Here is a 13,511-nt window from a genome sequence, read left to right on the forward strand (position 1 = left end):
CCGCGTCGCGCTGTCCTTACTTTCCTTTGCGGTAGTGCCCGTACTCGCGGACGAGGATGTCGAACGGCATGGACGGCCAGCGGCTGAGCGCGCCGGTCTCCCGGTCGACCACGAGTACCGGACTCACGTCGTCGCCGCCGTCGAGGGCGCGGCGGACGAGGAATCCCTCCGGGAATTCCTCGACGACAAGGGGGACGGGACGGCCACCGGCGGCGAAGTGGGCATCGGCGCGGCGCCAGGCTTCGGCGCGGTCGACGGCGACGGGGCGGACGGCGTAGGCGGCGAGGACGTCGGAGACGCCTTGCAGTGTCCGGCAGTCGGGGGTGCCGCAACCACGGCAGATCTCGCGCCCCCTCGAATCGTCGCCGGGCCGGTGGGTCGCCATGACGCACGTCAGTGCGGCCGTGCAGGCGAGCACGAGTCGCCGCGCCTCCACGGCGAACCGCCTGCTGTAGGGGTCGAGGCGGTCCTCCCGGCCGAGCGCGGCCTCGATGGCGTGCGCGTCGGCCCGCATCGCGGCGGTCATCACCCCGTGCACCCGCTGGTGCACCTGGTGGTGGGTCCAGGCGGCCTGTCTCACGCGGCCCACTCCCCCGCGAACACGGCGGTGACGGTGCGGCCCGTGTCGTTGCCGTGCCAGCCCCAACTCTCGGCGGTGAGCGAGACGGTGCGCAGGCCGCGCCCGCATTCGGCGAGTTCGGCTGCCTGGACCACGACCGGCTCGCCGGGCCCGCCCTGGTCGGCGACGGACACCGCGACGCGGCCGGCGTGCCGCGCGACCTCCACGATGAAGGCGCCGCCCGCCTGTCCGCTCTTGGTGTGCCGGAGCGCGTTCACCACGAACTCGTCGGCGGCGAGCAGGACGTCGTCGAGGTAAGGGCAGCCGTCCAGCAGGCAGCCGACGAAGCGGCGCACGGCGCGGGCCTGCTCGGCGCCGCCGGGGAACGAGCGCCGCCAGCACAGCGGCGCGGACTCTGCTGCCAGCAGCATTGCCGGGGGCATCGGGACTCCTCGGATCGTGACGAACGTGATGGTTGCGGATCGTTGAGGTCGTCCCTCAGCGACACGTCGATCGTCACAGACAGAAGTCGTCCGGGCACGAAGAATCAGCACCGATCACGCCCGGACGGACTTATCAGCACCATCGCTCACTGGACGTACGACATTCGCATCTTCGATTTCCGCACGTGCGCGCTTCTCCGGGGCCTCGACTTCACGGCACAGCACTCGCCACAAAGTCGGATATGCCCGGCATATACCAGTTACCGGTCAGTTCGTGGGGGACGCGGAAGAGACGGTGCCGGTTGCGCGGTTCCCGTGCTTCGGCGCACTCCGGACAGGTCATCGAATTCCGGTTGCGCCGGGACGCCTGTGATTGGTGTGGTTCGTGGCTGCGAATCAAACGCGTGCGGATCGAGAACTACCGGTGTCTGCGGGACGTGGACATCCGTTTCGACGACATCACGACCTTCATCGGGCCGAACGGCGTGGGCAAGTCGGCCGTCCTGCGGGCACTGGACTGGTTCTTCAACGGGACGGCGCAGACGCTGACCGAGGAGGACGTCTGGGCGGGCGCCGAGCACAAGCGGATCAGTGTGGAGGTCGAGTTCTGCGGCCTCACCGATCTGGACCGGGCCGCGCTCGGCAAGTACGCGGCCGGAACCGCGGACTCCGTCCGGCTCTGGCGACGCTGGGAGGACGGCACCGCGAAGCTGTCGGGCCGAGCACTCGCCTACCCGCCGTTCGAGGACGTGCGGCGGCCGGAGAAGGCCGGCGAGCGCACCAAGCGCTACCGGACGCTGCGCGGTGAACGGCCCGACCTGCTTCTGCCGGCCGCCGGCAGCGCGCAGGCGGCCGAGGACGCGATGACCGCGTGGGAGCGCGACAACCCGGCACATCTCGTCGCGACGGAACTGGCGGCCGACGGCCACTTCTTCGGTTTCGCGGGCCAGGCCAAGATGACCGGGCTGTTCGACTACGTGTTCGTCAGCGCGGACCTGCGTGCCGTCGAGGAGGGCCGCGACGCGAAGGGGTCGATCATCGGGCGGATCATGGACCAGGCCGTCGACCGCGGCCAGGCGGAGCGCGACCTGCTCGACTTGCAGGCGATGTTCAACGACGACCGCGGCAGGATCCACGCCGAGCACTTCGAGGCGCAGCTGGAGGAGCTGTCGGACGAGCTGACCCGGGAGGTCGAGCAGCTCACCCGCGGGCGCAGGCTGCGCGTCACGTCGCACATCCCGGAGATGCGGGTGCCGCAGCCGCTGTTCCAGGTGTCGGTCGAGGACGGCACCGCCAACACTCGCGTCGACCAGCAGGGCCATGGATTCCAGCGGGCGGTGCTCATCACCGCGCTGCGGGTGCTGGCGGAGCGCAAGGCCGCGGAGGCGAGCCGGACGGTGTTCCTGGCGATCGAGGAGCCGGAGTTGTTCCAGCATCCCGTTCAGGCGCGGACGTTCGCGTCTGTGCTCCGAAGGCTCGCCGCCGAGCCCGAGCGCGGGATCCAGATCTCCTACGCCACGCACAGCCCGTACTTCCTGGAAACGGACGGCTTCCATCAGATCCGTCGGATGACCCGCGCGAAGGAGGACGGCGCCCGTCCGTCCGCCTCCACTCCAGCACGCAGCAGGCCGTCAGGGACCTGCTCGAGATGTCGGTGGGCGACGCGGGCCTCGCCCGGAAGATCGCTCGGGCCTACCTGACCGACATGCCGGAAGCCATGTTCGCCCGCGCCGTGATCCTGGTGGAGGGCGTCACCGACAAGGGAGTACTGGAAGGCTGCGGGACCCGCGAGGACCCGCTGAACACCAACGGGATCATGGTGGTGAAAGTCGAGGGCAAGCAGAACCTGCGACTGCCGTATGCCATCCTCACCACGCTCGGTATCCCGACGTATGCGGTCTTCGACGGGGACCGGCACAACGCCGAGCGCAAGGCCGAGGACACCGACGAGAAGCTCGCCGCCCGAATCGGGAAGGAGACCCGTAAGAACCGCGATCTCCTGTCCCTGTTCGGCGCCGCAGAGGAGGACTGGCCGGAGACGACCGTGGCGAACGGCTATGCGGTGTTCCGCGACACGCTCGAAGACTTTCTCAAGAGCGAGTGGACGGACTGGGAGACCACCAAGAAGCAGCTCATCGCCGACGGCCACGGTACCGAAGGCAAGAGCGAGCACACCTACTACCAGGCCACCCTGCAGACCGAGACGCTCCCGCCGGCCAGGCTGAAGGAGATCATCGCCCGCGTCCAGCACATGGCCAAGGAGAACTGACCGGCGTGCCGTGGGCCTGGACGTCTGGACCGCGTCCGGCCGTGGTGCTGGTGGCCGCCGGCACCACGGCCGTGCTCTGGCGCGGCCTTCCGGCTACCGGTGGTCAGCGGCTCTGGTTGCGGAGGAACGCCTCGATCATCATCGCGGCTTCACGCTCCTCGGTTTCGGATTGATCCGTGTCCTCCTCCCAGGCCACGCTTTTGAAGAGCCCCGTCCCGAGCCACTCATTGAGTGGCTTGTCAAGATCCTCGCCGTTGGCTTCGGCGGTGTACCGGCTCTGTGCGGAGTACACCAACCGCAACTCACCGCCGAGCACGTGGTAGCGGTCATGTTCCGGAAACAACCGGCGGTGCATGTCCAGATCCCGGTCGAGTTCGATCCCGCCGAGGTAGGTGTTGGTCTCTTCTTTCAGCACCGTGTCGAGGTCGGCCATCTGCCCCTGCGTGAGCCCTGAGACCGTCGCGACCGCGAGGTTGCGGGAGCGGATGAGCGCGGACAGCCCGGGCACGGTGAAGGTCTTCCACAGAGCGGGTTCACGGGCGAGGAGGTGCGCGGTGATGTCGTCGACGCGGATAGTGCGTGGGGGAATCAGGCTCGCCACGGCGACACGCAGGTCACGGCGGAACTCCGGGACCACCCGCGATGCCTGGGCCAGCACGTCGCGGTCGATGTCACCCGGCATGACCTCATCCTCGTTGAAGATGAGCACGGCACTCGAACGCTTCACGATCATCTCCTTCATCTGCTGGTCGATATCCGGTGGCATCTCTTCGGATATCGACAGTTCATTGCGGAAGTCGGCGGTGGTCAGCTGCTCGAGAGGATCGGGAGACGCCACGATGTAATCCCATAGGGAGACTTCGGCGGTCGTCGGTTGACCGAAGACGAGCGCGGAGATTCGGATACGGCCGTCCTCTGACACGGCGGCCACCATGCCGAGACCGGAATAGATCTGCGGTTGCTCTGCGGCGTCATGAAGAGTGCCACCGGCCGTCGACGTGGTGAGCCATTGCGGGTCGAAGGTCACTACCACACGATGGTCACCGACCGGGAAGACGAGGTGCGGATCGCGGGAGAGCCTGTTGGCCGGCGGCTCCGGCGGCGCCGCCGGAGGGTTGACGCATCGCATGGACGCCTCGAACGACACGAGGGCACCGCGCGGCAGCTTGCCCACGGTCGACTCGTCGAGCACGACCGCATCCGCGTTCCAGGTCTCGAACAGCGCCCTGGCCTGGCCCACGAACAGAGCAGGAGCAACGCCTTGACCGTGGAAGGGCCTCGTGACGTCGAGTCCGCTGGCCTCCGCCGCGCGCGTGACGGCGGCGCCCGCGGAGAGCATCGCCACCCGGGGCAGGTTGACGAAGTCGACGCTGGCGAAGCGTGCACGCCAGGCTCGTGCCGCCCTCCGCAGTTCCTCGGAGAGCTCCTCGGTACTGAGGGGCGCCACGGGTGTCTCGTTTGATGAATACACGTTCATGGACCCGTAGACGTTTGCGACCTGCACCACCCGCTCGGCGTCTCTGCCTGAATATTCGTTCCGGGCGCCCTCAGCCTTGGGGTTGCTCTTCTCGTCGTCGTCCCGTTCCACCGTCCGCCCCCGTCAGGGTCATCGCACTTGCGAGCTCAGCTGATCACTGACGACCCTAGAGCAGCGGCGAACTGTCATCGGTCAAATCGGCAACAATGGCGGTCACATCGCCATTTGACCGCCCTGGCCGGACGGCTTGATGGGGCCGCGGTGGGTCTTGGGGACGGGGAGCACCGCGACGGCCTCGAGGTCGGACACTGTGACCAGCGGGCCCGCGCAGATCTCACCCAAGAGGGCGTCCTGATCGGGTTCCAGGCGTACGAGCAGGCCGAGGACATGCAGCAGGTCGCGGAGGTCGTTGTTGAACCGGTAGTCCCACTCGCTCGCGTTGATCAGGTCGAGGGGCGAGGCGACCTTGGGGCGCCTAGGCCGCCGCAGCCGGTATCCGACCCACTTGGACACGACGCGCATGCCGCCGGCGTTGTACGCCCACACCTCGGGAGGGACCGGACCGACCCGGCCTTCGTCCCCGATGAGGAGCGTCTCGGTTTCCTCGTCGTATCCGACGCTGTCCGGCATTCGCGTCGTAGTGGCGGGAATCCCGGGGTGAATGCGCGGGCTTTCCGCGTCACGGAGCCGAGGGGCTTGGTGTGGACGCCCCTTGATCTCATCGGTGAAGCGGGTGCCGTAGGTGTGCAGCCAGATGACCGCCCGGCCGAGTTCGACGGCGCGGGACCAAAGGGCGGCGTCGCCGGTGAGCGGGATCCGGAGACCTGGGTTGACGAGGTGTTCCCGGAAGCGTCGCGTGTAGCCGGAGTGCGCGGCCACTGCGGCGATGTAGGCGAAAACGTCCTCGTCGGCGACCCCTTTCTCGAAGAGGCCGGACAGGTACCGCGACACGCCCGGCGCCACGTTCGGCGTCCGCCGGGCGTCCCGGTAGAGCGGGAGTACCCGACCTCCGTGATGCCCTTGGAAGTAGTCCACATCAGGCACGAACGGCGCAAAGGTCAGTGCGACGCCCTCCTTCAGGACGTTGCTGTGCGGCTCGTGGGCGTAGACCTGGTCTTCCGAGCAGGCCGCCCAGAGATCGGGACTCGGTCGATCGACGACCCGCGGATCGAGGATGAGGTACTGCCGGTCGAAGCTCCGATAGGAGTAGCGGACGATGTGCGGTGGCTCGCTCTCGTCTCTGAGCGCGACGGACGGGCGGGGCCGGCCCGGGATTTCTCTCGGCATGCCGTCGATGGTCCGGTCGGTCTCCCTCATGAGGAGACGACGCTCCTGCGCCGGGCTGTTGATCAGCCGGGTCCAGCGTTCTTCGAGTACGTCCTCTGACGGGGCGATGACCCATGTCCGCTTTGCCATCGTGCCGGTGGTGTGCCAGGGCAGCAGGTCGCCGAGCGCCGGGGCGGAACGCCAGTCGGTGCCGGAGGCGGGACGGAACCCCGCCGTCCACTCGCGCGGGCACGGCGTCCAGCCGCCGGCGTCCGGCTTCAGCGATTCCAGGGCCGCGAGCTTCTCCTCCTGGAGGCCGGTGGCCTTCCGGTAGTGGACCTCGGCCGGACGGCGGGGGTCGGCGTCGCCCTTCCTGATGAAGACGGCGATGGCGAGGGGCTGCCGGACCTTCGGGAACAGCCGGGTCGGCACCGGCGGCCAGTCGCCCTCCGGTGAAAGGTCGATGATCCAGCCCTCGTCGGCGACCCCGCGGAGGTGCTTGCGCATGCCCGCGAAGGCGTCCCCGGACAGGTAGTAGGACGGGGTGATGAACGCGACCAGGCCGGCGGGCTCGTCCGGGTGCGCCTCGAACGCCTTCCAGATCGCCCATCGCCAGTAGAAGACCCATGTCGCCGACAGGTTGTAGTCGAGCCGGCCGTGCTGCCGGAACTCGTCCAGCGACGGGCGGTGGACGATGTCGTCCGGCTTGCCCGAATCTCGCCTGTCCTCGATCCAGGGAGCGGGGTCGCGCATGTGCGCCCGGTCGAGGTAGGGCGGGTTTCCGATCACGGCCATCACCGGGAGATCCCGTTTCACCCGGTTGGCTCCGGCGCGCTGCTTCTGCAACTCGGCGTACATCCGCCCGAAGGCGATCTCCTGCAGGTCCGGGTCGTCGAAGGTGTCGGCGAAGAAGCGCATCTCCTGCGGCGGGACGTCCGCTCCGTACCCGCGGAGGAGGTCATGCAGCCGCAGCTCCGCGACGGCGTAGGGAGTGACCTGCCGCTCGAAGCCGATCAGCCGGTTCTGGAAGAGGTGGCGCAGGCGCTGCTCGGTCCCGTCGCGCTGGACGGTCCGCACCACGCTTCTGACGATCTCGACGAGGAACGTTCCCGTGCCCATCGCCGGATCGACGACGATGACGTCGTCCGCCGCGTACCCCTCCGAGCGGTCCAGCTTCTGCTTCAGGACGAGGTCGGTGAACCGCACCATCGCGGCGGCGAGGCGGTCCGGCGTGTAGTACGACCCGCTGCGGCGCCTGAGCTTGGGGTCGTACGCCTCCAGAAACGCCTCGTACAGGAGCGCGTGGGCATTGACGTCGGCGCTCTCGAGGCCGTCCCAGTCGACCGCGCCGGTGACCCGCTTGAGGGTTTCGATCACGAAGAGGTTGTCGGCGGCCTCCGGATCGGAAAGGACGCCGAGGGCCTTGCCGATGAGCGCGTGCTGCTTGCCGAGCTGCCGCCCGATGGTCGGGAGATCGCGTCCGTCGAAGGAGATGCCGGCGGCGCGGGCCAGCAGCAGCGCGAAGGTGATCGTCTGGGCGTAGGAGTCGGCGAAATCGGCAGGTTCGCTCATGCGGGGGAAGAGGATGCTGCGCCATTCCTCCGCCAGCGTGGTGAACGGCTTTTCGCCTCGGACGAGCCGTTCGTGCTCCAGTACCTCCATCACCTCTTCGCGCAGGTAGCGGCAGAGACGGGCTGTCGTCTGGACCAGGTCGCGCAGGCCGCGGGGCGGGTCGGGAGCCCAGATCAGGAATTCATGCAGGACGCGGGCGAGTTCATCGTCGACCGGACGCAGCGAGCGCCCGGCCCGGTCGAGGGCACCGTCCAGCTCGGCGACCTGACCGACGCGGACGCCGTTCCGGTAAAGCGCGAAGCACCGTCCTGTGCACAGCAGGACGTTGGGCAGGAGGCTCAGTTTCTGCCATTGGAGGCGGTCGTGCGAACGCGCCGGCCAGTGCTTCGGGTCCGGGCTCTTGGAGGGCGCCTTCACCTCGATGTGCCCGACCCGTCCACTGGACACGTCGACGGCGAAGTCCGGACGCACCGACAGTTCGCGGAGGGAGACCTCGGCGTGAATGGTCACCCGCAGCCCGAGGGCGTCACCCGCGGCGCGGACGAGTTGGGCGATCGGGTCCTGGATCTGGTATTCCTCACCCCCGAGTCCGGCGGCGAGGGGCTCCCGCACCGCCGCGCCGAAGGCGGAGACGGCCTTGGCGAGCTTTCCGGGAAAACCCGGAGGCGGCCCGGCCGCGCTCACCGGCGAGGAACGGTTCGCGGCAGCCTCGACCATGCACCCTCCCGAGCACCTCTCCTCTCATAAACCATCACCTCAACGAAATGTCACTACCTGTGACCGGATTCCGCCACAGGATAAGCGGACGAACGATCCCAGGTATAACAGGAAACTCAAAGGCATCTTTGGCAACAACGCCCGAATGCCAAGGTTTCGCGAACCGCTCGCAGCGTTGGGGAACCGCACGTTCCACCGGATCACCCGGCGGCCCGCCGATCTCTACAAATGACCCAAGATTCGCAAGTCGGACGACGCGCCGCCGGACCGGACGACGGCGTCCCGGCCCCGCCCCATCACAGGGCCCGCGCCCTCCACCGGAATCCCGCACGTGCGAAATTCGTGTGTGCGGATTTCGCCGCGCGGGTTCGAACCCGGTCCTGATCGAGCGTTCGACCGGACATGACCGTTACATTGCCGGTGAGTGGTCGACAGCAGAGAGTCACAGATCGACACAGATGGTGATCATCTCGACATCGGGAGGACGGCCATGCCCAGCCCCTACGTACGCCGCCGGCAACTGGCGGCCGAGATCCGCGCACTCCGCGAGTCGCACGGACTGACCACCGAGCAGCTCGGCCAGATGGTCTTCCACTCCCGCACGAAGATCACCCGGCTGGAGAACGCCCAGGTCCGCCCGGACCTCGCGGAGATCATGAACATGCTCGACATCCTGGAGATCACCGGGAGCAGGTACGACCGGCTCCTCCAGCTCGCCCGCGAGGCCGCCCAGAAGGGCTGGTGGGACCGCTACGGCATGTCCATGGGCCCCCGCCAGAAGCTCGCAGCCGACCTCGAATACAACGCCCACGACATCCGGTGCTACGACCAGACCGCGATCCCCGGCGCCCTGCAGTGCCCCGAGTTCCTCGCCGCCCTGGTCGAACTCGATGAGAGCCAGGACACGATCAATTACAAACCGGAGCGGATGGCACAGGCCCGTGCACAGCGACAGCGCGAGCTTCTCCGGCCAGGCGGCCCGTCCTACGAGGTCGTTCTGGATGAATACCTCATTCACCGCCTGGCTGTGCCGCCGGAGGTCATGGCTGCCCAGCTCCGTCATCTCATCTCGATCGTCTCAGGGCAGGAGCTGATCAGCGTGCGGGTGCTCCCGCACGACGTACAGATCCCCGGAGGTCATCTCCCCCAGTCGTCGTTCTACCTCTACAGGTTTCCTGAGTCGGGCGACCCGCCGATGGCGGTGGTCGACACCGTCACCACTGACATCGTTCTGACCAAGCATGCAGAAGTCTCGCGGTATACCGGGATGTACGACCGCCTGAGGGAGGCCGCCCTGTCCTCCGAAGACAGCGTCGCCTTCCTCGAACGGGTGGCAAACCGGCCCACCGACCAGACAGGATCGGGAACATGACCAAGGACTTCCAGAGCTGGCGCAAGTCACGCCACAGCAACCCGGACGGCCACTGCGTCGAAGCGGGCCGCGCCACCGATGGCACGATCGGCGTTCGCGACACCAAGCTCCACGGCACCAGCCCCATCCTGGAGTTCACTCAGGACGAGTGGCGGGCCCTCCTCGGCAAGATCCGCCCGGACACTCGCTGAGCACGCTCCCCGACCACCGGCGGCCTTGAGACGAGCCATCTCGTCTCAAGGCCGCCGTCGTTTCCAGGCCCGCTCGCGCTTAACGCTCGGGGTGGCGCGGGCCCCGCCCTGGAGGCGGATCGAGGATGGTCTTGTACGGCTCTTTCGTCTCGATCGCCTTCGCCATCGCGTCGTACACGTCCAGGATCAGCGCCTTCGTCCGCTTGAACCGCTCAGCGTCGTTCCGCCGGAATGCCCCGAAGCTGTCCAAGATGTAGCCGACGTCGTTCCGCTCCACACCGTAAAGGTGGAAGTAGGCGGCATCCACCTCGGCCCGCATGGCGAACCGCCGCTCCTCATCCCACACGAACGGCATTCCCTCATCGCCCAGATCTTGCGCCAAGGCCACCATGTCTGACGACGTATACGAGAGTTCGAGAAAGCGATTTTCGATCCACTTTCGCAACGTGAGCACACCATTCCACAGCAATGCACCGGAAAGGCCGCTAGGATCAAGAACGGGAAGTTGCTTCACAACAAAATACGCCAGCGAAGTACCAACGTATTTTTGGCGACAAACATAGTCCAAAACAAAGCTGCTCAGGTTCGCAAGCAGACAGGCTCCATCGGCAACACAATCCTCGGTCGGCTGAGGCGTGAGAGGATTCGGGGGTGGGTGGTCGGGGTGTGGTGCGGCGGGGGCTTGTTTGGGTGTGGCGGAGGTTGGGCGGGCGGGTGCAGTGGCGGCTCGCGCGGCTCAGGCATGACACGTTCCTCGTCTACGCTGCCGGGGTCGTCCGGGACGAGCAGGGGCGGATCCTGCTCCTGAGGCATCGGCTCTGGCCCGAGTACCGCGCGTGGGGGCTGCCCGGCGGATACGTGAACGCGGGCGAGCGGCTGGAGGACGGGGTGGCCCGCGAGGTGCGGGAGGAGACCTCCCTGGAGGTGGAGGTCAACGGGACTCCGTTCCACCTCGCCGGCGGTTTCCAGCAGCGGGTGGAGGCGTACTACGAGGCCAGGGTGACGGGTGGACGGCTCGTACTCGACCCCGGGGAGATCCTCGAGGCGCGCTGGTGCGGGCCCGACGAAGTGCCGGACGAGATGTCGGTGCGGCTAAGGCCTCTAGTCGTGTCCCTGTTCCGCTCCTGAGCGTCTAACGGGACGAACGAGACGCTGCTCGCAGGCGTCCCATGTGTCATGCGGGTCTTTCGGTGGGGTGTTCTCTTCTCCGTTCTGCTGGTCGTCGGCATGGCGTGGCCCGCGCAGGCGGCGGAGGAACACATCAGGGACTATCGGGCCGACCTCACAATCCGTCCTAACGGTCTTGTGCACGTCCACGAGGTGATCGCCTACGACTTCGGGGACGCGCGGGACAGGCACGGGATCGAGCGCGTCATCCCCGACCGCGACGGCAGACGCCTCTACGACATCGAGCACGTACAGGTGACCGCGGACGGGAAACAGATCGAATCGCACACTGCGCGTGGGGCGGATGCACTGACGATTCGAATCGGCGACAAGCACGCCACGGTCAGCGGTGTACAGACCTATGCGATCGACTACGACGTGGCGCGCGCGCTGACTCCGCACAAGGACCACGAAGAGCTGTACTGGGACGCGATCGGCACCGGTTGGAACGTGCCCATCGACGCGGCGACCGTTCGGGTGAACGCCCCGGCCTCGCCGACGTACGCCGGCTGTTTCGCCGGACGCGAGGGCGGCCATGACGCCTGCGGCGGCCGAACGGTCAGTGGAAACGACGCCTCGTTCGGGCAGCGGCTCGGCGCGCATCAGGGAATGACGGTCGAGATCGGGTTGCCCAAGGGCGTGGTGCACGTGCCACCGCCGCGTTATGACCGGCCCGCCTGGGCCGTGACGTGGGCGGGCTACACGGTGCTCGGCCTGGTCTGCGCGTTCTTGCTGGGTGGCCGGGCATGGGTCCGGTGGCGGCGGCGTCCGCGCCCCGGTTCGGACCTGCTCGCGCTGGTGGGGCCAGCGGAGGCGGCGCTGTTCCTGCCGAAGAGGCGGCGCCCGCGGTTCCACGACGACCTCGCGGCGGTCCTGGTCGATCTCGCCGTCCGCGGGCACCTCCACATCCGCGACAACGGGAAGTGGCTGACCCTGACTCGCCGTTCGGACGCCGAACCGTCCCGACCGTACGAGCGTGCGCTGCTGGAGGAGGTGTTCGAGTCGAAGGACAAGGCGCGGCTCACCGCCGCGCGACGGCGCGAGATCGCCTCGTCGGTGCCGCTCCACCGGATGACGCACGCCGCTCTGCGCGATCGAAAGCTCGTCCGGAGGTTCGGCGGCTACGACTACGAAGTGGCGCAGCGAGTGCTGGGGATCGCCGCCTTGGTGGCCGGCGTCGTCCTGATCGTCGTCGACCTGTGGGGCCGCTTCAATGGCTACTCGTTCTCCGTGAGCGACCTGACCGCCGCGGGGATCGCCCTGGGGATCGCGGGAACGGTCGCGCTGGGCACCTTGAGACGGATCGAGCCTTACAACTTCGCCGGTACCCGAGTCCGGGCGCTGCTGGAGGACTATCCGTTGAGCGCGCGCCTCAAGCAGCCCGGCGGCGAGCGCCACCTCCCTTACGCCATGGCACTCGGTTTCTGGTCCGCCGTCGAAGAATTCGGCGCCGAGAACGCCGATCAGCTCGACTGGTACACCTACACCGGGGACAGCGAAAAGGCGATCGATCGATTCACCGCCCTCAGCTGGCTTTTCGAAGACCCAAGCCACACGCCGACGCGCTCGTCCGACGGACGATGGTCCTCGCCCTCTAGGAGCAGCGGCCACTCGAGCTCGACCACATACACGCCCCCTCCCAATTACGACACCGGCAGCGGAACGGCAGGCGGCGGTCACGTGGGCGGAGGAGGCGGAGGAGGCAGCGGCTCAAGCTGGTAACCCCACCCACGCTTGCCCACTAGCGCAGGCCGGTTTAGAGCATCTTTGTGGTCAGGTGGGTGTGGGGCGTGGTGGCGAAGGGTTCGCCGCCGGGGGCCTGGTCGGACGAGTGGGGCGGGTTCTGCTCGTCCCCCGAGCTCGGTGCCGAGGGCTCCGAGGTGGGCGGTGGCTCGCTCGATTCGGGGGGCGAGGGCTCTTCGGTGGGCGTGGACGGTTCGTCGGTTGGGGGCGATGGCTGTTCGGTGGGTGGCGTGGGTGATTCGGTGGGCGGCGTGGGGGGTTCCGTGGGCGGCGTGGGGGGTTCCGTGGGCGAGGAGGGGGGTTTGGGTGAGGTGTCGGGTTCGCCGGGTTCGCAGTCGATGCCGTCGTGGTCGCGGTCGGTGTACCAGTAGTACTCGGGGTCGACGCCCCTGACGTAGTCGTAGTAGCCGTGGGCGTTGGCCTCCTTGCAGGTGCGGAAGCGCGGGTCGAGGCCGGGCCGGCCCGGGGTGGGGCCGCTGGGCACGGGGGCGGGGACGGTCTTGGTCACCGGAGGCGGCGGGCTCCCCGGCGGGGACGAGGTCACCGTCCGGGTGGGCTCGTGCTGGGTCTGCTGCTGGGACTGCTCTCCGCAGGCGCCGAGGAGCGCGACGGCGGACAGCCCGGCGAAGGCTGCGGCCAGCCGCCGCGGACGGGTGCCCGGCCGCGGCGGAGTCGGAGGAAGCGGCATGGAAGCGACTTTCCACCCCACAGACCCCTTTAAGGGCATGGAACCCC

At 68.0% G+C, this 13,511-nt stretch carries 12 protein-coding genes; 6 read left to right on the forward strand and 6 right to left on the reverse strand.

Annotated elements, in window-relative coordinates; genetic code table 11:
- Positions 1-16 precede the first annotated feature (16 nt).
- Positions 17-580, reverse strand: a complete 564-nt coding sequence (locus J4709_RS06780) for an SUKH-4 family immunity protein (RefSeq protein ID WP_208238146.1) — start codon at positions 578-580, stop codon at positions 17-19.
- Positions 577-1,002: an ATP-binding protein gene (locus J4709_RS06785; protein WP_208238148.1), complete on the reverse strand. Its 426-nt coding sequence runs from the start codon at positions 1,000-1,002 to the stop codon at positions 577-579. The genes J4709_RS06780 and J4709_RS06785 overlap by 4 nt, the downstream gene beginning before the upstream one ends.
- A 404-nt stretch (positions 1,003-1,406) precedes the next feature.
- Between J4709_RS06785 and J4709_RS06790 the strand changes: the two genes are divergently transcribed.
- Together J4709_RS06790 and J4709_RS06795 are read left to right on the forward strand one after the other, a co-directional pair.
- Positions 1,407-2,702 (forward strand): ATP-dependent nuclease, encoded by a 1,296-nt coding sequence (locus tag J4709_RS06790; RefSeq protein ID WP_208238150.1) that lies wholly within the window; start codon positions 1,407-1,409, stop codon positions 2,700-2,702.
- Positions 2,651-3,271 carry an ATP-dependent endonuclease gene (locus J4709_RS06795; protein WP_208238152.1) on the forward strand — a complete coding sequence of 207 codons (621 nt, stop codon included), beginning with the start codon at positions 2,651-2,653 and terminating at the stop codon, positions 3,269-3,271. The genes J4709_RS06790 and J4709_RS06795 overlap by 52 nt, the downstream gene beginning before the upstream one ends.
- 103 nt (positions 3,272-3,374) lie before the next feature.
- On the opposite strand, the gene J4709_RS06800 is transcribed toward J4709_RS06795, so the two are convergent.
- Together J4709_RS06800 and J4709_RS06805 are read right to left on the reverse strand one after the other, a co-directional pair.
- Positions 3,375-4,859, reverse strand: a complete 1,485-nt coding sequence (locus J4709_RS06800; RefSeq protein ID WP_208238154.1) for a hypothetical protein — start codon at positions 4,857-4,859, stop codon at positions 3,375-3,377.
- A gap of 102 nt (positions 4,860-4,961) precedes the next feature.
- Positions 4,962-8,303 carry a type ISP restriction/modification enzyme gene (locus tag J4709_RS06805; protein WP_208238156.1) on the reverse strand — a complete coding sequence of 1,114 codons (3,342 nt, stop codon included), beginning with the start codon at positions 8,301-8,303 and terminating at the stop codon, positions 4,962-4,964.
- 424 nt (positions 8,304-8,727) lie between these two features.
- Between J4709_RS06805 and J4709_RS06810 the strand changes: the two genes are divergently transcribed.
- Together J4709_RS06810 and J4709_RS06815 are read left to right on the forward strand one after the other, a co-directional pair.
- On the forward strand, positions 8,728-9,675 hold the full coding sequence (locus J4709_RS06810) for a helix-turn-helix domain-containing protein (protein WP_307801043.1): 948 nt from the start codon (positions 8,728-8,730) through the stop codon (positions 9,673-9,675).
- Entirely contained in the window at positions 9,672-9,866 is a 195-nt protein-coding gene (locus J4709_RS06815) for a DUF397 domain-containing protein (RefSeq protein ID WP_208238158.1), read from the forward strand. Before J4709_RS06810 ends, J4709_RS06815 begins: the two co-directional genes overlap by 4 nt.
- A 79-nt stretch (positions 9,867-9,945) precedes the next feature.
- On the opposite strand, the gene J4709_RS06820 is transcribed toward J4709_RS06815, so the two are convergent.
- Complete coding sequence (locus tag J4709_RS06820) at positions 9,946-10,380, reverse strand: hypothetical protein (RefSeq protein WP_208238160.1); 435 nt, start codon at positions 10,378-10,380, stop codon at positions 9,946-9,948.
- Between the two features lie 200 nt (positions 10,381-10,580).
- On the opposite strand from J4709_RS06820, the gene J4709_RS06825 reads away from it, so the two are divergent.
- Together J4709_RS06825 and J4709_RS06830 are read left to right on the forward strand one after the other, a co-directional pair.
- Positions 10,581-10,994 (forward strand): NUDIX hydrolase, encoded by a 414-nt coding sequence (locus J4709_RS06825; protein ID WP_246342766.1) that lies wholly within the window; start codon positions 10,581-10,583, stop codon positions 10,992-10,994.
- Between the two features lie 48 nt (positions 10,995-11,042).
- On the forward strand, positions 11,043-12,755 hold the full coding sequence (locus J4709_RS06830; RefSeq protein ID WP_208238162.1) for a DUF2207 domain-containing protein: 1,713 nt from the start codon (positions 11,043-11,045) through the stop codon (positions 12,753-12,755).
- Positions 12,756-12,789: 34 nt separating this feature from the next.
- Here the strand turns inward: J4709_RS06830 and J4709_RS06835 are convergent, their stop codons facing one another.
- Positions 12,790-13,464, reverse strand: a complete 675-nt coding sequence (locus J4709_RS06835) for an excalibur calcium-binding domain-containing protein (RefSeq protein ID WP_208238164.1) — start codon at positions 13,462-13,464, stop codon at positions 12,790-12,792.
- Between the last annotated feature and the right edge of the window lie 47 nt (positions 13,465-13,511).

Source organism: Actinomadura violacea (assembly GCF_017573465.1).
Classification (GTDB): domain Bacteria; phylum Actinomycetota; class Actinomycetes; order Streptosporangiales; family Streptosporangiaceae; genus Spirillospora; species Spirillospora violacea.